Origin of the sequence: Natronocalculus amylovorans (assembly GCF_023638035.1) — an archaeon.
GTDB classification, from domain to species: domain Archaea; phylum Halobacteriota; class Halobacteria; order Halobacteriales; family Haloferacaceae; genus Natronocalculus; species Natronocalculus amylovorans.
Genome location: NZ_JAKRVX010000001.1, coordinates 717,861 through 736,204 on the forward strand (window position 1 = coordinate 717,861; position 18,344 = coordinate 736,204).

Below are 18,344 nucleotides of genomic sequence, written 5' to 3' on the forward strand. Positions count from 1 at the left end.
TCAACCCACTTAAAAAATAGTCTCAGTGCTGACTCAAAAACGATAGTCTCAGCGCTTGCTCGACCTTATTGCCCGTTTTCAATCGCAACAGAGACGCCTTCTTGAGTCACTGTTACACCCGCTGCACAGACTGCGTGCTCAAACGTGGCGTCATACAATTCCATTGCAACGCCGCTTGCGTCCGTTGCATCCAAGGTATACTTCGACGGTGTGTTGCGCTCGTATGTCGCAACAAGTGTTGGCTCTGTAACCGTTTCAACGTGTAGTGCATCGTGTCGAACTGTTGCAATCACTGCCGAATCTTCATACACAACGCCAGCGATTCGGGGCGTATTGTAGTCGTCCTTCTCGAAATCGAGCGCAAGCAGACTCAGCGCCAGTGCATCACGCGCTGGATACCCGAGTTCGATTTTTTCTGCGATCGGATCTACATGCGAGCCGTTTCCAACAACCGCAACCGTTGTTTGCTCTGACGGTGACGTGACTGTTCGCACACAGTTGTAGGACACGTATGGGTTGTCAGTCTCGGGCGCATCCGGTGTTGGACCAACGGTTACCCTCCCATTGCGATCAATAATCTGTCGGTTGGGAAACGATCGCGACGATACTCGATAGCCACCGATGCCTGGACCAACAACAACAAACCGTCCAATGTACATGGGCGATGGTTTGATGCATGAATAGTAGTATCTACCGATCTAAAAAACGAATTGTAGACATAAACTTGTACAAATTTATCTATTCCAACGGTACTCTTGAGCTAAACAAGGTATACAAACTGTTAGTGTAAAGAGCGCTATACACCACCAAGACGCAGTGGAAACGACAACGTTTAGTTATCGAGTACCGTCACTGAAAATGAAGTCCCATGGGGTAGAGGCCAATCCTGTTGCCTTCTGGGGGCAACGACCGCGGTTCGAATCCGTGTGGGACTATTCGTTTACTCTTTCAGACTCACTCTCTTCAGACCGATCGGTCTCGGTTGCTGCAGCCGAAATATCGTAAATAACCCGTTCAAGCTCCTGTTTGCGGCGCTTTTTTGCCAATCGATCGATCACCGGAGCAAACAGCCCACCAAACGTGTACTCCGAGTGAATAACGACAATCGTTGAGTCACCGTTCTCGATCGCCTCAATCTCCGCGAGCTCATCTGGGCCATGTGCGGCTGCGTATAAGGAATCATGCGTTTCGTGTAGCGTTATCGTCGTCTCTACCGTTTCAAACGGACCATCTGCCTCCGTCGCTTGGCGGTACTCATATCCATCGGGCCGCATTTTAACAATAACAACAAAATCGGTGTCGATCACTGGTGAAGATGCGGTTACTCGCCATCCATCTGTGTCTTCGACAACAGTGTCGACATCATATGTCCCACCAAACTCAATAACCGATCGGGGTGAAAGAACGTCTGCGACTCGGTCATACGAAGCAGGTACCGACCCGGAGACTGTTACTTCGAGCATGTGCTAATTGTATGGGCTCACGTACAATAATGAGTGTGTCACAGAACTGTCTCTTATTCCTGACTATCACAAAACTCCATACGAAACAAAGGGGTACGAGATGTCTTCACAACCCACAACCGAATTGTATTATTTGTTGACATCAAGTAATGCAACACGCTCAAGCACAACGGCTTCACGATCGCCGTCTACAACGGATAGCTCACTCTCTGAAATGTCATAGAACCGGTCTACAACTGTTGTATCATACGAATCCAACGTAGATGCGTTGGTAATATAGTCTTGTAACTGTGTCACAGCCTGTCGGATGTCACTCAATCGTTCCGTAGAACCTGATTTTCCACTGATAACAATAACAATCGGTTGCGGATCATCAGATTCACTGACCCCCATTTCCAGTGCATCTGTGATCTGTCTTCGCCCCGCTGCATAGAGCAGTATTTCGACTGCTTGATCGCGAGCAACATTCTCGCCGCGGTCGAATGCTCGGTCAGTAAGTTCCACCGATCGCATGAGATGCCGTTTAGAGACCACATATGCAGGATCAAACGCTTGGATGACTGTCCCAGTCTCCTCGCTGATTGACTGAACTCTGCGCAAAAATGAATCAAGATCGGAGATGGTCGCTGTTCCCTCAACAATCTGTACGCTCATTCAAAATCACCCAAACTTGCTTGCCCACCCGAATTTGTCTGTGACGTGGATTCGGACTCCTCATCAGTGACGTCAGAAGTATCCGGAGCGACAGCCGATCGAACTGACGGCTCAATCTCTCGTACATCAGCCATTGATGGATTTTCCCTGCCAACATTTTCTAAAATAGTTTCAGCGGTCTTCCGTCGACCACGGAGTGCGCCGAGAATGACGCCTTTCTCCGCGTCACGTAGGTCGGTTCGGCTCTCGACACCTGCTTCATACAACCGGCGTGCTCGCTTTCGGCCAATGCCACGAACACCAGCTAGGTCAAGTAGCTCATCGCGGACACCGTACTCAATTCGCTTCTTTGCCTCTCTGACTGCAATATTCGACCCAAGCTCCAGTGTTCCAGCAAGCTCCTCTGCAGCGCCGAGTAACCACTGAGCGGTCTCGACTTTTCCACGGATATCACCCGGTCCAACACCGTAGCGATCAGTAATGCGGTCCTCATCGACTTCTAACGCCCAATCTTCGAGCAGTCGAGCAGTTTTCAACGCCGACAGCCACTCTTCAAACCGAACATCCTCAAACTCCGATGGAACCTGTCCCAAAAACTCCGACTCTCGTTCGTAACAAAGCTCCGTGTAGGTACTTTTGTCACCGGATTTGAGGTAGAGCTGGTACATATCCGGTGTGCGACTCACGAGATGGTAGAGCCCAAGCGGTGTTGGCCGATCGATTGTCTCTTGATCGTCGGCATTGCCGGTCTCCTGTTGGTCAGTTTCACGCAGATCAGATGCGGTCGAAAATGCGGTTTCCAGCTCGCCATCTGGCGGTGTTGGCTTCGATCGGCGTACTGCCGTCGTGGCTCCCTCTTCAAACGATCGCAGCCCATCAATGATCTCTGCGGCGCTCATCGGATCAAGATACAGCCGCGACACTGTGTGACCGATCGGCGTCGCGCTGAGACTGTCGCCGTCTCGCTCAATGAACTCGTTGACGTCCAAATACGCGAGCACCGAATCAGTGACCTGCTCAAGCCGACCAAACTCGCCGCCTGCGTCAGTTTGGGTTGCGTACAATGTCCCATCCAGAAACTCCAATAAGCCTTCTTTCGTTGTTGCAAAGCCGGATGCGATTGTTGCCAGCACGTGCGTCCGCAGCGCTGGTTCGGCAGCCAATTTTGACTGAACTGCCTCCGGCTCCGCCCAAATGTACCGCTCAAACAGCTCATCCATCTCATCGGCACTTTTCGCTAACAACACTGCTTCACCGTAGGGATCGAGCCCGGGACGGCCAGCGCGCCCACACATCTGATGAATCTCAAGGACAGCAAGCGGTTTCATCCCGCCATACTCACCATCATACCGCCGCCAATCCCGAATAATCACACGTCGACTTGGCGTGTTGACACCTGCGGCAAGCGTTGGTGTTGCTGCGATCACTTTGAGCAGCCGATCGCGAAATGCATCTTCGACGATCGACCGATGTTCGGCTGCTAATCCAGCGTGGTGAAACGCTGCACCCTTTTCAACCACACGCGCAAGGGTATCACTTGTCTCCGCGTCAGAGACATCTCGAATCGCATCCGCAAGCTCCGATAACGAAGATCGCTCCGAATCTGTGAGATGCCGTTTTGTTACTCCTGCTTGTCGCTTTGCCGCCGACTCTGCATTTCGACGGGAGTTGACAAATACGAGCGTTGAACCACCATCCGAGAGCGTATCATCAACGATCGCCTCCGTTTGCCGATCGTGCGATCCGGTTGGGAGTGCTGTTTGGCTTCCATCGTCGAAGTTGATCGCACTCCCGTAGTGGACACCAGTGCGGAGTTCGATCGGCCGCCAATCAGACTGTACCAAGGTCGCATCAAGCCAGTCTGCAACCTCTGATGCATTTCCGACTGTCGCAGAAAGCGCAACGGTTTGCAGGCCAGGGTTTACTGTTCGCAGTTTTGCGAGCGTTACTTCGAGGGTTGGGCCTCGGTGACGATCGTCAACGAGATGCACCTCATCGGCGACAACGCAGGAGAGATCAGCGATCCATGGGGCGTTATTTCGAAGCAGCGAATCAACCTTCTCGGACGTCGCGACAATAATATCCCGGGTTGCGAGCCACTCACCGCTGGATTCGTAGCTTCCAGTGGAAACACCAACCGAGAACCCGTGTTTCTCCCACTTTTCAAATTCGGATTTCTTCTCGCTTGCAAGCGCTCGAAGCGGAACGATGTAGAGCGCTTTTCCACCACGCTCGATCGCAGAGAGCATTGCCAACTCCGCAATGAGCGTTTTTCCGGATGCAGTCGGAACCGATGCAACAATGCTTTCGCCAGTTGTCAAGCCAGCATCGACCGCCTCCGCTTGCGGTGGATACAGCTCTTCAATGCCGTCGTCTGCGAGCTGTTCGGAGATCCCCGATGGCAAGCCAGGAATCGAAGCTGGATTCATTGCTTGCAGTTGGCCCGTCTCTCGGTTTAAATTGTCGGACTCGGTGAGTGTGGTGGCTTGCGCTGACTGTCGGCATTGCTTTGTAGCCGGCTGTCAAACGGCTGGGTATGAGGATCGAATTCGATCGAGATACCTGCATTGGCATGTACCAATGTGTCGACGAATGGGCGACATTCGAGAAGAATATGGATGACGGAAAGGCCGACCTCGCTGGAAGCGAAGAGACTGAAGAGGATTTGTTTGTCCTCGAAGTACCGGAAGACGAGGAGTTTGATGCGGAGTTCGCCGCACGTGTCTGCCCGGTTGATGCGATTCGTTTGTACGACGATGACGGCGAACAGGTTGTCTAACGCGTTATAAAACGGCGTGGTTTTATGATTTAAATTGCTGTTCTGGGTGCCTCAAAAAATAAAGAGAGAGCACGGTAGAGAGAAATCGTATGTCAATGGATCGGTGACATGACCGTTTCGTATCGACAGACGCACGTACCTATTTTGGGGCCTCAATAGGTCCGCACGCAGTCGTAGGAATCGATCAATGTTTAATTCATATCCGTTTCCCAAAATCTGAGAAGCGCCAACAAACTGCTAGTTTGTTGCTGAGACGATCGCTTGATCTAAATCTCCAATAATATCGGAAACATTCTCGATCCCAACTGAAAGCCGGACCATATCGTCGGTCACACCCGCAGCAAGCTTCTCCTCATCAGACAGCTGTTGATGTGTTGTTGATGCTGGATGAATAACGAGTGTTTTTGCATCGCCAACGTTGGCAAGCAGCGATGCTAACTCGACGTTTTCAACAGCGCCTTTTGCAGCCTCATAGCCACCAGCAAGCCCAAACGTAATCATTCCCCCGTAGCCATTTTCAAGATATTTTGAGGCCTCTGCGTGTGTCTCATGGCCCTCTAATCCTGGGTAGTTCACCCATGAGACGTCAGGATGATCTTCGAGGAACTCTGCAACGGCAAGCGCATTGTCACAGTGTTTCTGCATCCGAAGTGGGAGGCTCTCGGATTTTTGGAGGACAACCCATGCATCAAACGGTGACTGTTGATTTCCAAGGTCACGCAATCCGCGTGCGATCGCCGCATATGTAAACGCTGCATCGCCAAACGTCTCTGCAAAGTTTACACCATGGTATGCGGGATTTGGTTTCGCAATTTCGGCGTATTTTTCCGCATGCTCGCTCCACGGGAACGATCCACCGTCAATCAGCGCCCCACCAACAGTTGAGCCTGAGCCGTGAATCCATTTCGTTGTCGATTCCCACACCAAGTCAGCGCCGTGTTCGAGCGGTCGGCACAGATACGGCGTTGCAAAGGTGTTGTCAATAAACAACGGTACCCCCTGTTCGTGCGCAATATCGGCGATTCGCTCAATATCCGGCGTTACGAGTGCAGGGTTACCGATCGTTTCCAAATGAACGAATGCGGTATCGGCGTCGATCGCGTCTGCATATGCATCATAATCGAGCGTATCAACAAATCGTGTTGTTACACCACGCCGCTCCACTGTGTGGGTCAGGTACGTGTATGTGCCACCATACAGTGAGGACGAAGAGACAATATTGTCGCCGGCTTCTGCAAGGAGGAACGTCGCAAGGTCGAACGATGCCATCCCCGATGCGGTTGCGACTGCACCAACCCCGCCCTCAAGGGATGCTAGCCGCTCTTGGAGCATCCCAACAGTTGGGTTCATCAGTCGCGAGTAGATGTGCCCCGGCTTTTCAAGTGCAAACTGTGCAGCAGCATCTGCTGCGTCATCAAACACATACGATGTTGTCTGATGGATTGGTGGTGCACGAGCACCAGTTGTTGGGTCCGGCTCGACACCTGCATGCAAACTTCGGGTTTCAAACTGCTTCTCTTCAGGCATTGTTGTACATATTCTACCTGTGCACGCCTAAACCCATGCATAATAATCTACCAATTGGATTACCCATAGTTATTTTAGATAGGTCTAAATTTATTTGTTGATGCGTAATATTTATACTTTAACGCACTTGAATTAGAGCTAATGACTTCTCACTCGGAATCAACATATTTCACGCGACGTCAGGCGCTCATTGGCGCCAGTGGCGTTGCTTTCGGGCTTGCGGGCTGTCTTGGTGATGACCCACAAGCGAATAGCAACCCGAGCGGCGACGACAGCAGTGACTCGTTTACTGTTTTTGCAACAATGCCTGCAGTCTGGGACTTTGTCCGCCAAGTAGCAGGCGAGCACATGGATGTGATTGACCTTGTTCCAGTTGGCGAACACGGTCACGACTGGAACCCGGAACCGGGTACGGTTCGAGATCTTGATGAGGCCGATGGCTTTGTTTATCTTCGCGACTTTTCGAGTTGGCAGGATGATGCCGCAACACAACTCCGTGAGGATGGCGATATTGTTGTCATTGAAGCCTCTCAAGGAATCGAGTTTTTCGATAGTCCCGCAGAAGATGATGACGAACACTGGTGGATGGACCCACTTGAATGTCAAACTGGCGTGCTCAATATTGCGGAAGGAATCAGTGAAATTGATCCCGAACACGCTGATGATTACATGGCCAACGCGGAGTCGTTCAACGAGGAGCTGCAAGCACTTCACGAAGATTTTGAAGCAATCGTCGATCAGGCAGCACTCAACTCGATCGTTGTTGCCACACATGACTCCTTCCAGTGGTGGAACCGACGGTACGGCATTGACATCTACTCACCCGTTGGTACCTCGCCGGATGATGCTGCATCACCGCAAGACGTTCAAGAGATCGAGGAACTAATCGAGGAGTTTGATATTGAGCATGTGCTCTACGATGTTGGTGAACCATCACCACTTGCAGAGTCACTCGCCAACGAGGTTGGTGCTGATATTCTTCCACTGTCGCCGGTTGAAACACAAATTGATGGCAGTCCAGATATTGACCCAACTGTCGAAATGAAGCCTGATTGGGGATATATCGACCACTTCCGTCAGCTAAACCTCCCCTCGATTTCAACAGCATTGAAGTCGGAAGAACAGTAATCAGCTACCAACACTCTCGCACTAATGATATCTGCTACGTATACAATTTCGACCCAATAGCCATGAGTGATATACTAACTGTCAACAATGTCAATTTCTCTTATGATGACCAACCTGTTTTGAAAGACATCTCGCTCTCGGTTCGTGAGGGCGACTTTCTCGGAATGATTGGCCCGAACGGGTCAGGAAAGACAACACTGTTGAAGATCATGCTCGGGTTACAAACGCCTGACTCCGGTACCGTAGAACTGTTTGGAGAACCGGCACGATCGTTCGAAGACGGTGCTCGGTTGGGGTATGTCTCTCAACAGTCCACAGAATCCGATGCAACAATGCCTGTGACGGTTCGTGAAGTCGTTGCGATGGGTCGCTATGCACACGCTGGGCTCCGACGGCTGAGCGAGAGGGATCGAGACATCATCGATCGATCGCTCACAAAAGTCGGCATCGCTGATCTCAAAAATCGTCGAATCAGCCGTCTCTCCGGTGGGCAACGACAGCGCGCGTATATTGCTCGGGCGCTCGCCTCCGAAGCCGATCTGTTGGCGCTTGATGAGCCAACTGTTGGGGTTGATGCAAACTCGGTTGAAAAATTCTATCAGCTGCTCGATGAACTCAATACCGACGGTATCACGATCATTCTGATTGAACACGACATCGGACTGCTCACCGAGCATGCAACATCGATCGCATGTCTCGATGGTGAGCTATACGCACACGCTGAAACGAGCAAGTTTCTCAAAACTGACGCGCTTGAGCGGGCATTTAGTTCCGCACGGGTGCTGAGCGCAAATGCACCGGCAGGGGGCAACTGAGAATGTCGCTGCGAACAGCACACACACAAAAAGAACTCACGCTGTTGCTCGCAAGTATCCCGATCGGCTTGCTCGCGCTTATTGGATTTATTTTCTGGGGATTCCCACCCGTCTATAGTTTCTTTTGGGACACTGCATGCGGAACAATTGATACCTGGTTAGTCTGTAGTGGCTTCCTGCAGCGCGGCTTTACCTCGGGTATTCTTATTGGAATCACTGCACCGATCGTTGGCGCATACCTGGTCAACCGCCAGATGGCACTCATTGGGGAGGCGCTTGCGCACACCGCATTTGGTGGCGTTGCGATCGGGTTGTTTGTCGGTGCTGCGATCCCATCGCTCAACTATCCGCTCGGATTCGCACTTATTGCTGCTGCAGTCGGTGCCCTTGGAATGCAGTACATCGCCGTTACAACAGATGGCTATGCGGACATCCCGATCGCAATTATGCTTACTGGTGGATTCGCTGTCGGTATTGCAGTGATATCCTATGGTGTTGTGTTCAGCGCAACTGTTGAGAGCTACCTCTTCGGAGATATTCTATTCGTTCCGTTTGAGAACGTCCAACTGATGGTCGGGCTGACGCTAATTGTTGCAGCGACGGTTGCGCTCACGCACAAGCAGCTGCTTTTTATTACGTTCGATCGGGAAGCGGCCCGACTTGCCCGAATCAATGTCTGGTTCTACGATACACTGTTGATCGTGCTCACAGCGCTTGTCGTGGTGGCAGCGATGCAGATTCTCGGTGCGATTCTTGTTGCTGGGATGCTTGTCATCCCTGTTGCCGCAGCAATGCAGCTTACCAATAGCTTCAACCGTGGAATGTTGCTCTCTGTCCTCTTGGGCCAAGTTGCTATTATCGGCGGTATTCTTCTCTCATACTACTGGAACATTGCGACAGGTGCAATGATCATCCTCGTTGCGATCGCAACCTACCTTATTGCGGTTGCAGTTTCTCGGTGACACTGTTATTTATTGACGGATATAGAACTGCAACTATGTCGTATTCGATTCTCATCCCTGTTGATTGGTCACCAAAATCACGTGCTGCGATCGACCACGTTGGCGCACACTTTCCAGATGCAGCGATCACGCTTTTGTATGTAATCAACCCTCAAATCGAATATAGCCGATCGCTTTCATATCCCGGCTACACAACCGATGCCGAGTTCAAGTCGGAGGCTGACAAAGCCGAGCGCGTACTCGAAATGGCTTTTGAACGCGCAACAGATGCAGGCTTTACTGCAATAGCTGAAACCGTGAAGGGCCTCCCGTCAAAGGAGATTGTTCAGTTTGCAGAAAACAACGATATCGACCACATTGTCATGGGAAGCCACGGACGTGAAGGGCTTTCCCGGTTCTTGCTTGGCAGTACAGCAGAAGAAGTCCTCCGTCGATCGCCAGCACCAGTCACAGTCGTTCGCTAATACATCACCCTGAAAAGAGACTATTGTGAACTGGTGCGAACTCCGAGCTGTTGGATCGCTCCTCATCACCGGATGCCGTATCCGTGATTGCTCGTCCGTCTAGTCCCTGCGAGAGCACGTCTGCAAGCGGCGGGCCAACGTTCTCCGGCTCAACAAGAAATGCATCGTGGCCGTGATCGGAGTCAACGACGTGATGGGCCACTGGAACACCTCCCGATCGAAGCGCCTTCGCAAGCGATTCTGACTGGTCAACAGTAAAGTGCCAATCGCCAGTGAACGACATAATCAACGCCTCGCCTTCATATGCAGATAGCGCTCGTGTGTCAGTTCCGTGCCCCTCTGCAAGATCGTAGTCGTCCATCGCGCGTGTGAGGTACAGATACGAGTTTGCATCAAACCGATCGACGAAATTGTTTGCGTTGTAATCAAGATAGGACTCAACATCCCGATATGGGAAGAACCCGGCGGCTCGATCAGTCGGGAATAACCCCTCAGCGGCCGCATCCTGCCGTGCGGATCGCCGTCCAAACTTATCGTCCATTGATGATTTTGAGAGATACATCACGTGGCCGATCTGTCGAGCCAGTGCAAGTCCCTGCTTTGGTGGTTCGTCCCCATAGTACTCCCCACCATTCCAGTTAGGATCCATTCGAATCGCCCGTCGGGCGATCGAATTGAGTGCTAAACACTGCGGGTCCAGCCGCCCAGCAGATGCGATCGGGACAATAAGGTCGGTGTCGTCCGGATATCGCTTTGCCCATTCTAAGACGTTCATCCCGCCGACGCTTCCACCGATCACGGCGCGAAGCCGACCAATACCCAACTCATCAAGCAAGTGACGTTGCGCCCGTGTCCAATCGCCGATCGTTACCGGTGGGAACTCCGTGCCATACGGTTCACCGTTCGAGCGTTTGGTTGTCGGGCCGGATGAGCCATAACACGACCCAGGAACGTTCGCACAGACAACATAGTACTCCGTTGTATCGATCGCCTTTCCGGGGCCAACAATATCGCCCCACCATGCTCTGGCTTGACCTGCCGTGCCACGTGTTTCATAGCTGGCAACATTTTGACTGCCGGTGAGTGCATGACAGATCAAGATTGCATTCGAACCGTCGAACTCACCGTAGGTCTCGTATGCCATCTCCAGTTCATCGATCGACTCTCCACACTCAAACCGAAATTCGCCGAGCGCCTTTGTTCCTGTTTCAATTGTTGTCATTGTGTGTTCCTCCTGTTATTGGGTCGCGACCGAAAGCGATCGGTCCAAATCTGCAATGATATCCTGTTCGTCCTCAATCCCAACCGAGAGTCTGAGCATGTCCGGTCCAACACCGGCGGCACGCTGCTCGTCGGCACTGAGTTGGGCGTGTGTAGTCGATGCCGGATGGATAATGAGGCTCTTTGCATCACCGATGTTTGCAAGAAAACTAATCAATGATACGTTCTCACAGACGCCTTTTGCAGCCGCAAAGCCGCCATCAACGCCGAAGGTAACCATCCCGCCGTATCCATCGAGATACTGTGTTGCGTTCTCGTGGGTTGGATGGTTCTGGAATCCGGGATACGTAACCCAATCAATCCGCGGATCGTCACGAAGGAACTGCGCAACTGCACGCGCGTTCTGACAGTGTCTTTCCATTCGAAGCGGAAGCGTCTCAAGTCCCTGTAACGTCACCCAGGCGTCGAACGGCGACTGTTGGTTTCCGAGCGCTCTGACTGCTCTGTGTCGTGCTGCCATCGTGAACGCACGGTCTCCAAAGCGCTCCGTGAAGTCAAATCCAAAGCCCGGATTCTCACCGGATAGCTCCGGATAGTTCGCCGCTGGATGATCCCACGGGAACGTACCACCATCAACCAACACACCCCCGACAGTGGTTCCCGAACCGTGGATCCACTTCGTTGTAGACTCCCAGACAATGTCTGCACCGTGTTCGATCGGTCGACAGAGGTAGGGGGTTCCAAACGTGTTGTCGACAACAAGTGGTACTGCATTATCGTGTGCGATCTCCGCTAATCGCTCAAAATCAGGTGTAACAAGCGATGGGTTCGCGAGCGTTTCGACGTGAACGAATGCAGTATCCTCGTCGATCGCATCCGCATATGCATCGTAGTCTAGGGTTCCAACTGTTTGTGTCTCGATTCCACGCCGGCTCGCAAGCTTTGAGAAGTACGCACCAGTCCCACCGTACATCTCTTCGCTTGCAACGATCGTATCGCCTACCTCCGCAAGAATCGTTGTCGCAGCATCCAACGCACCCATACCAGCCGCCGTTGCGACTGCGCCAACACCGCCTTCGAGATTAGCAAGGCGATCTTCTAACATTGAGACAGTCGGGTTCGAGATTCGAGAGTAGACATGATCCTCCTGTTCGAGCGCGTAGAGAGATGCAGCAGTGTCCGCATCGTCAAACACATACGATGTTGTCTGGTGAATTGGCGGCGCACGCGCCCCAGTTTCGGCATCTGGGGTCTGCCCAGCGTGCAAACTCCGCGTGTGGAACCCACGAGTCATGTATGAGATGCATATCTCTTCAAACGTTTATGAGCGTCAGTTACGGCAAAAGCCGCCGCTGTGAGTGTCTATCACACGGACCGTACGGTTTACTGGTAGCCAGCGGTTCGGAGCTGCTTGAACTCCCGCATCCGCCCAGGAAGTACCCCATTGACATACACCGATCGCCACCGCTCACAGAGCCCAGAAGGTAGCGGTAACTCAGCCAGTGCAGAGAGTACTGGCTCCGTATCGTATGGGACTGATCGCAACTGCATAACTCCATCTTCCTCGACCGCGTAGCAGGCTTCAACAACCCCTAATCTGTGCTGTCCGACACTGCCGGGGTTAATAAACCGTGTTCCGTTCACTGTTTTGTCAAACTGAACGTGTGAGTGCCCCGAACAGATAATCGGCTCATCATACTGAGTGGCGATCGTATGATACACTGTGGTGGGAGTATCTGGCCAGAGGCGCCCGTTCCACGACTGCTTTTCAACGGTGAAATCACCGTGATGAATACGAACGGACCGCTCTCCAAACTGCTGTTGCCGATCACCCCCAAATGTTTGTAGAAACCGGTGACTCTCAGCAGAAAGCGCATTTCGTGTCCACTCATCATACGTTTCTGCATCCGATGGCCTTCCCGTTTTTTTCAATGTAGCAATCTCCGAATCGTGATTCCCACTGATGAAGACGCCGGCACAGTCTGCAAGCCGTTGTAATACCGCCTCAGGTTGTGGACCATAGCTCACTGCATCGCCTAAAAAGAGCAGCTCATCCCAGTCTGTCTCCGCAGCAAGCACTGCATCTAACGCGGCGTGATTTGCATGAATATCCGAGAGAATGAGGCGTTTCACTACCCATTTCTACGCGACCAGCAGAGAAAAAGGCACTTGCCCAATAAATTAACCGACTGTAATCAGTTCGTATCCTTCCGAAGCTAGTTGCCCAACGTCTGGTCCGTGTTCTTCAGTGCCACCAATCCGGTTGAGATTATCCTCCTCAACACCGTCTGCGGCATCAAACGCTCCAACACAGTAGCCGCAGACACCAGCAACAAGATCGCGTGTGTAGACTTCATCATAATACTCTTTCACTGGATTCTCTGGATTTTCTTTCAGTTCATCCGGCCATGCTGTTGCTGCTCCATCAAAGTACACCTCAACATGGAAACCCGTATCGTCAAGATCGATCGCATACTGTAACCCGTTTGCCATCTGTCCTATCTCATCTGTATCGGCGTTCAGCAACACTGCATACTTCTTTTCAGACATATACACGAGGGTATTTGAACGCGAATTTAAAAAGGACGTGTCGGTCGTGCACGTTGCGTGCGCGATCGAATATACGTCTATAAGTCGGCGATGTCTTCGATCGCGTCTGTGAGCTCTTTGATACTTTCGACCGTATGTTCGCCCATGTGACCAATGCGGAACGTCTTCTCACCGAGCGTTGAGCCGTAGCCGTTCGAGAATACCATATCGTACTCTTCGGACACCGCCTCGATCGTTGCGGCAACATCAATTCCCTGTGTATTCTCGACACAGGTCACGGTTTGGGACTCGTAGCCATCCTCTGCGAAGAGGTCGAAGTGCTCACGCGCCCACTCACGGGTGTACTCCGCCATCTCTCTGTGTCGCTGATCTCGACCCTTGTGGGTCTCTTCAAGCATGTACTTCATCTGTTTTCGGTATGCAAGCATAAGCGGGATTGCTGGCGTTGAGTGGGTCTGTCCCTTTCGATCGTAGTAGTCGATCGTCCGCTGGAAGCCACCGTACCACGATGCTGAGTCACGCTCAAGTTCGCGCTCGTAGGCTGCATCGTTGACGACACAGACCGCAAGCCCTGGCGGCATTGCGAACGCCTTCTGTACCGACGTGAAGATCACGTCGATGTTGTGTTTCTCGATATCGACATAGTCGCCACCAAGGGCTGAAATTGCGTCCACAATAAAGAACGTGTTTGGATACTCTGCAACGACGTCACCGATCTCTTCGATCGGATTACGGACACCGGTTGAGGTTTCGTTCATGACGACCATCACGGCGTCGTACTCGTTGTCGCTGGATTCAAGCGCCTCGCGGATATCTTCGGGTTTGACTGCCTGTCCCCAGTCGTACTCAAGCCGGTCGACGTTCTTGCCAAGTCGCTCTGCGACGTTTGCCTGACGTTCGCTGAAACTGCCGTTCGTTGCACAGAGTGCCGTATCTTCGACGAGATTAAGCGTTGATGCCTCCCAGAACTCCGTTCCCGACGCACTCAGCACAATCACGTCATTTGAGGTGCCGAGGAACTCCTTTGTATCCTCGACGATCGTCGTGTACAGATCGGTCATCCGATCCATTCGGTGGCCGAACATCGGTTCACACATCGCCTCAATAACGTCATCACGCACGTGGGTTGGACCAGGGAGATACAGTTTCTTCTCAGGATAGTTGTCTTTGTACTCTTGTTTTTTTGTCACAGCAGACACCTTGTTCGTACCTACAGTTCGCAGTCAGGTGGCATGGGAGTTTTGATACCGCTCAGTTTTGGCACTGTGGTTGATACCACTGCCTGCCAAAACACGTAATTGGCTCCGCCGTGAGAATACGCCCATGGTCCCTCCAGATTCGGACTCTCCACCGGAATCTGAACCCACTGATCAGTCAACGCAGACCGTTTCTCCGAGGCAGTGGACATGGCTTACCCGTGAACTCGATCGGTGGGAAGCAACTGATATTATTTCAGCGGAACAGTCACAACGGATTCGCTCACAATATCAATCTGAACCCGAAACGCTATCTCCATCTGACACCATCGCAGATCGAGATACAGCGGCCGAAGACAGCCGTACCAGTCGCTCGCGTACTGTGTTAGCGCTTTCTTTAATGGGTGCATTTCTCGTCGCGACGGGGATTTTTGTGTATCTCGTCTCAAACTGGGATTCAATTCCCACACTACTCCGAGCGGGATTGCTTGCCAGCACACCGATCGGGCTGTTTGCTGGGGGCTGGCGGCTGCGGCACACTGTAGCTGATTCTCGTGTCGGGCATGCATTATGGATTGCTGCGAGCGCAACGGTGGGTGTCTCATTGTTTGCACTGAACGACCTGTTTCTCTTTGGCGCGTCAAATGAACTACTCCTAGCGATTTGGGCAGCGACGGTTATCCTTGCAGGACATATTTTCACGTCTCTTCTGACAACCGTGTTTGGTCTTGGACTTGGTGGGTGGACAGTTGGGTTGCTTTCTACATCTTCGATGTTACTGCTCCCTGTTGGTGTGTACGGGATACTACTGATTGCAACTGCTGGTGCCCCTCGGTTTCCAGCTTCCAGCCAACTTCGCGACGCATATCGACTAACTGGCGCAACAGGAATTACAATCTCATTGCTTTGGATCCCAGCTATTTGGCCACGTAGCTTTTCTGGACTCTCTCTGCAAACCGAACTCATTGGGCCGCTCACACTGCTTATAAGCACCGTTTTACTTGACACTTTACTTGGCTCTGTTAGAACAGACTCTCTTCGAAAACGATGGCTCGACGCAATTGGATGGCCGCTTGTTTCGGGAGTCGTACTCGCGGGCGCTGCTGCAGTTACTACGGTTGCACCGTTTTCCGGACAGAGCGGATTCTTCTTATTGCACCTCTGTTGTCTGCTGTTCTTGCTTGCAACCGTTGTCGTCGGCTACACTGGTGCCTCTATTATATTGGTCAATACCGCAATTGTGCTGTTCTTTGTACAAATTCTGGTGTTTCTCTCTTCAACGATCGTTGATGGCCTCTCAGGACCAGTTGCACTTGTCCTCTCAGGTATTCTGCTACTTGTCATCGCGGGTAGTCTTGAGCGTGGCAGAACGCAATTTCTTGCCAGAATGCGTAAGGCCGAATAAAGTTTCAGTTACAATTCTACTCGCGCTCTTCGATATCCATCACTGCAGTTTTGTGCCCTGTTTCCTAGTGTATGACAATGGCTTCGGATTCAGCAAACCCATACATTCAGGATCCTCCGACAGAATTTGATCCGGTTGAAACCCTTGATCAAACCGCTGCTGAGACACAGGTGCGTCTGCTCCGTGAGGCAATCCGCGAACATGACTATCGCTACTACGTCAAAGCAGACCCGCTCATTGCTGACCGGACCTACGATCTTCTTTTTACTCGGCTTGAAGCGCTCGAAGACGAGTTTGATCTTGTCTCACCTGACAGCCCAACACAGCGGGTCGGTGGGGAGCCACTTGACGAACTCGAAACGATCGAACACACCGCACCAATGCTGTCGATCGATCAAAGCGGTGATGAAGCCGATGTCCGAGCATTCGACGAGCGGACACACAGACGGCTCCAGGACGGTGGATTTGACCCTGCATCGATCGGCTACGTCTGTGAGCCAAAGTTTGACGGTATCTCCCTCGAAGTCGTCTACGAAGATGGTGATCTTGTCCGTGCAGCCACCCGTGGCGATGGATACAAAGGCGATGACGTAACCGCCCAAATCAAACAGATTCGATCGATCCCACGCAAACTTCGCGGCACTCATCCAGCGTTTCTTGCCGTTCGCGGTGAGGTCCTCATGCCGAAGGATGGCTTTCGCGAACACAATAAAGACCGCGTTGAGCGCGGTGAGGAGCCGTTCGCTAACCCACGAAATGCAACCGCAGGAACGATCCGTCAGCTCGATCCATCCGTTGTCGCCGACCGTCCGCTTGATTGCTACTTTTACGATATTATGGCCTACGAGGATGAGACACCACGGCCTGAGACACACTCCGAGGAGCGGTCGAAACTGCAGCAGTGGGGGCTCAAAATTGATGACAAGGCCGAACGTGTCGACACGATTGACGGCGCGATCGACTACCGCAACCGGATTGGTGAGATTCGGGAGGACCTCAACTATGAGATTGATGGGATTGTTATCAAAGTCAACAACACTGCCGCCTGTGAGTCACTCGGTGCAACCGCTCGCTCGATCAGATGGGCGTTTGCCTACAAATTCCCTGCCCGGACGGAAGTCACACAGATCACCGATATTGTTGTGCAAGTTGGCCGAACTGGCCGTATGACACCGGTTGCACTGCTTGATCCGGTCCAAGTTGGTGGGGTAACTGTCTCACGGGCGACGCTACACAATCCTGGTGAGATCGATTCTCTCGGTGTCAATATTGGTGATACGGTCCGCGTCCTGCGTGCCGGAGACGTTATTCCATACATTGATGAGGTCGTTGAGAAACACACGGATGACACGTTTGCATTCCCAGCAACCTGTCCGATCTGTGGAAGCGACGTAGATCGAGATGGGCCACTCGCGTTCTGTAGTGGGGGATTAGGGTGTGATGCACAGGCTGCTCGTGCGATCGAACACTACGTGAGCCGCGGCGGATTAGATATAGAAGGATTCGGAGCTGAACGCATTGCACAGCTTCGAGATGCTGGCTTGTTGGAGACGCTTCCTGATCTGTACCGGCTTGAGCGGGATGCCCTTGCCGAGTTGGAGGGACTTGGTGATAAAAGTGCAGACAACCTTGTGTCCGAGATTGAAGCCGCCCGTGAACCGTCGCTCTCGGACTTTTTGACTGCGCTTTCAATTCCTGAGGTCGGTTCATCAACGGCTGCAAACCTGGCTCGTGAGTTTGGATCGCTTACGGCGATCGCAGACGCAACGGAAGACGAACTGTCAGCAGTCCCTGATGTGGGGCCGGTCGTTGCAACAAAGATTACAACGTTCTTCGAGAACCCGGAGAATCAGGCTGTGATCGAGGAGCTTCGATCGTGTGGTGTTGCGCCACAGACAGTTGCTATCGACGATGCTGGCGATGCGCTTACCGGGCTCACGTTTGTCTTCACCGGATCGTTGTCGGTCTCTCGAAGCGACGCACAATCATATGTCGAACAACACGGCGCGAATGCAACCGGGAGCGTCTCCGGCAACACGGACTATCTTGTGATTGGCGATAATCCGGGACAGCGAAAACAGGATGATGCCGACGCAAACGATGTCCCAATCTTTCCCGAGTCCGAGTTTGGCGATTTCCTCTCTGACTACGACATTGTGTGGCCGCCGAGCGAATAGCGG

Annotated in this window: 17 protein-coding genes and 1 tRNA gene; 8 read left to right on the forward strand and 10 right to left on the reverse strand. The window is 52.3% G+C overall.

Features of this window, described 5'->3' with window-relative positions:
• Nucleotides 1–65 precede the first annotated feature (65 nt).
• Nucleotides 66–659: an IMP cyclohydrolase gene (locus AArcSt2_RS03845; RefSeq protein ID WP_250583002.1), complete on the reverse strand. Its 594-nt coding sequence runs from the start codon at nucleotides 657–659 to the stop codon at nucleotides 66–68.
• A gap of 203 nt (nucleotides 660–862) precedes the next feature.
• On the opposite strand from AArcSt2_RS03845, the gene AArcSt2_RS03850 reads away from it, so the two are divergent.
• Nucleotides 863–935, forward strand: a tRNA-Gln gene (locus AArcSt2_RS03850).
• Here AArcSt2_RS03850 and AArcSt2_RS03855 read toward each other — a convergent pair.
• From AArcSt2_RS03855 to AArcSt2_RS03865, 3 genes are all read right to left on the reverse strand, one after another.
• Nucleotides 933–1,463, reverse strand: coding sequence for a hypothetical protein (locus AArcSt2_RS03855; protein WP_250583004.1), 531 nt, complete (start codon nucleotides 1,461–1,463; stop codon nucleotides 933–935). The genes AArcSt2_RS03850 and AArcSt2_RS03855 overlap by 3 nt on opposite strands.
• A gap of 129 nt (nucleotides 1,464–1,592) precedes the next feature.
• The gene (gene cgi121, locus AArcSt2_RS03860; protein WP_250583006.1) at nucleotides 1,593–2,117 is read right to left on the reverse strand and encodes a KEOPS complex subunit Cgi121; all 525 of its coding nucleotides are present in this window, start codon (nucleotides 2,115–2,117) and stop codon (nucleotides 1,593–1,595) included.
• A complete protein-coding gene (locus AArcSt2_RS03865) occupies nucleotides 2,114–4,546 on the reverse strand; it encodes an ATP-dependent DNA helicase (RefSeq protein WP_250583008.1) in 2,433 nt (810 codons plus the stop codon). Before AArcSt2_RS03865 ends, cgi121 begins: the two co-directional genes overlap by 4 nt.
• Nucleotides 4,547–4,653: 107 nt before the next feature.
• Here AArcSt2_RS03865 and AArcSt2_RS03870 point away from each other — a divergent pair, with 107 nt between their 5' ends.
• On the forward strand, nucleotides 4,654–4,896 hold the full coding sequence (locus tag AArcSt2_RS03870; RefSeq protein WP_174652416.1) for a ferredoxin: 243 nt from the start codon (nucleotides 4,654–4,656) through the stop codon (nucleotides 4,894–4,896).
• Between the two features lie 237 nt (nucleotides 4,897–5,133).
• On the opposite strand, the gene AArcSt2_RS03875 is transcribed toward AArcSt2_RS03870, so the two are convergent.
• A complete protein-coding gene (locus tag AArcSt2_RS03875; RefSeq protein ID WP_250583010.1) occupies nucleotides 5,134–6,423 on the reverse strand; it encodes an O-acetylhomoserine aminocarboxypropyltransferase/cysteine synthase family protein in 1,290 nt (429 codons plus the stop codon).
• A gap of 141 nt (nucleotides 6,424–6,564) precedes the next feature.
• Between AArcSt2_RS03875 and AArcSt2_RS03880 the strand changes: the two genes are divergently transcribed.
• The 4 genes from AArcSt2_RS03880 (at nucleotide 6,565) to AArcSt2_RS03895 (ending at nucleotide 9,792) form a co-directional block, all read left to right on the forward strand.
• Nucleotides 6,565–7,551, forward strand: coding sequence for a metal ABC transporter substrate-binding protein (locus AArcSt2_RS03880; RefSeq protein ID WP_174652414.1), 987 nt, complete (start codon nucleotides 6,565–6,567; stop codon nucleotides 7,549–7,551).
• 62 nt (nucleotides 7,552–7,613) lie between these two features.
• Nucleotides 7,614–8,366, forward strand: coding sequence for a metal ABC transporter ATP-binding protein (locus AArcSt2_RS03885; protein ID WP_250583012.1), 753 nt, complete (start codon nucleotides 7,614–7,616; stop codon nucleotides 8,364–8,366).
• 2 nt (nucleotides 8,367–8,368) lie between these two features.
• Nucleotides 8,369–9,328, forward strand: a complete 960-nt coding sequence (locus tag AArcSt2_RS03890; protein ID WP_250583014.1) for a metal ABC transporter permease — start codon at nucleotides 8,369–8,371, stop codon at nucleotides 9,326–9,328.
• A 35-nt stretch (nucleotides 9,329–9,363) separates the two neighbouring features.
• Nucleotides 9,364–9,792: a universal stress protein gene (locus AArcSt2_RS03895; RefSeq protein WP_250583016.1), complete on the forward strand. Its 429-nt coding sequence runs from the start codon at nucleotides 9,364–9,366 to the stop codon at nucleotides 9,790–9,792.
• A 4-nt stretch (nucleotides 9,793–9,796) separates the two neighbouring features.
• Here AArcSt2_RS03895 and metX read toward each other — a convergent pair whose 3' ends face one another.
• From metX to AArcSt2_RS03920, 5 genes are all read right to left on the reverse strand, one after another.
• A complete protein-coding gene (gene metX / locus AArcSt2_RS03900) occupies nucleotides 9,797–11,014 on the reverse strand; it encodes a homoserine O-acetyltransferase MetX (protein ID WP_250583018.1) in 1,218 nt (405 codons plus the stop codon).
• Between the two features lie 15 nt (nucleotides 11,015–11,029).
• Nucleotides 11,030–12,307, reverse strand: coding sequence for an O-acetylhomoserine aminocarboxypropyltransferase/cysteine synthase family protein (locus AArcSt2_RS03905; protein ID WP_174652409.1), 1,278 nt, complete (start codon nucleotides 12,305–12,307; stop codon nucleotides 11,030–11,032).
• Nucleotides 12,308–12,396: 89 nt separating this feature from the next.
• Nucleotides 12,397–13,146, reverse strand: coding sequence for a metallophosphoesterase family protein (locus AArcSt2_RS03910; RefSeq protein WP_250583020.1), 750 nt, complete (start codon nucleotides 13,144–13,146; stop codon nucleotides 12,397–12,399).
• A 48-nt stretch (nucleotides 13,147–13,194) separates the two neighbouring features.
• Nucleotides 13,195–13,563: a hypothetical protein gene (locus tag AArcSt2_RS03915; protein WP_174652407.1), complete on the reverse strand. Its 369-nt coding sequence runs from the start codon at nucleotides 13,561–13,563 to the stop codon at nucleotides 13,195–13,197.
• Between the two features lie 77 nt (nucleotides 13,564–13,640).
• On the reverse strand, nucleotides 13,641–14,753 hold the full coding sequence (locus AArcSt2_RS03920; RefSeq protein ID WP_174652406.1) for a pyridoxal-phosphate-dependent aminotransferase family protein: 1,113 nt from the start codon (nucleotides 14,751–14,753) through the stop codon (nucleotides 13,641–13,643).
• 133 nt (nucleotides 14,754–14,886) lie between these two features.
• Here AArcSt2_RS03920 and AArcSt2_RS03925 point away from each other — a divergent pair, with 133 nt between their 5' ends.
• Nucleotides 14,887–16,164: a DUF2157 domain-containing protein gene (locus tag AArcSt2_RS03925; RefSeq protein WP_250583022.1), complete on the forward strand. Its 1,278-nt coding sequence runs from the start codon at nucleotides 14,887–14,889 to the stop codon at nucleotides 16,162–16,164.
• 71 nt (nucleotides 16,165–16,235) lie between these two features.
• Nucleotides 16,236–18,341, forward strand: a complete 2,106-nt coding sequence (gene ligA / locus AArcSt2_RS03930) for an NAD-dependent DNA ligase LigA (protein ID WP_250583024.1) — start codon at nucleotides 16,236–16,238, stop codon at nucleotides 18,339–18,341.
• Nucleotides 18,342–18,344 lie beyond the last annotated feature (3 nt).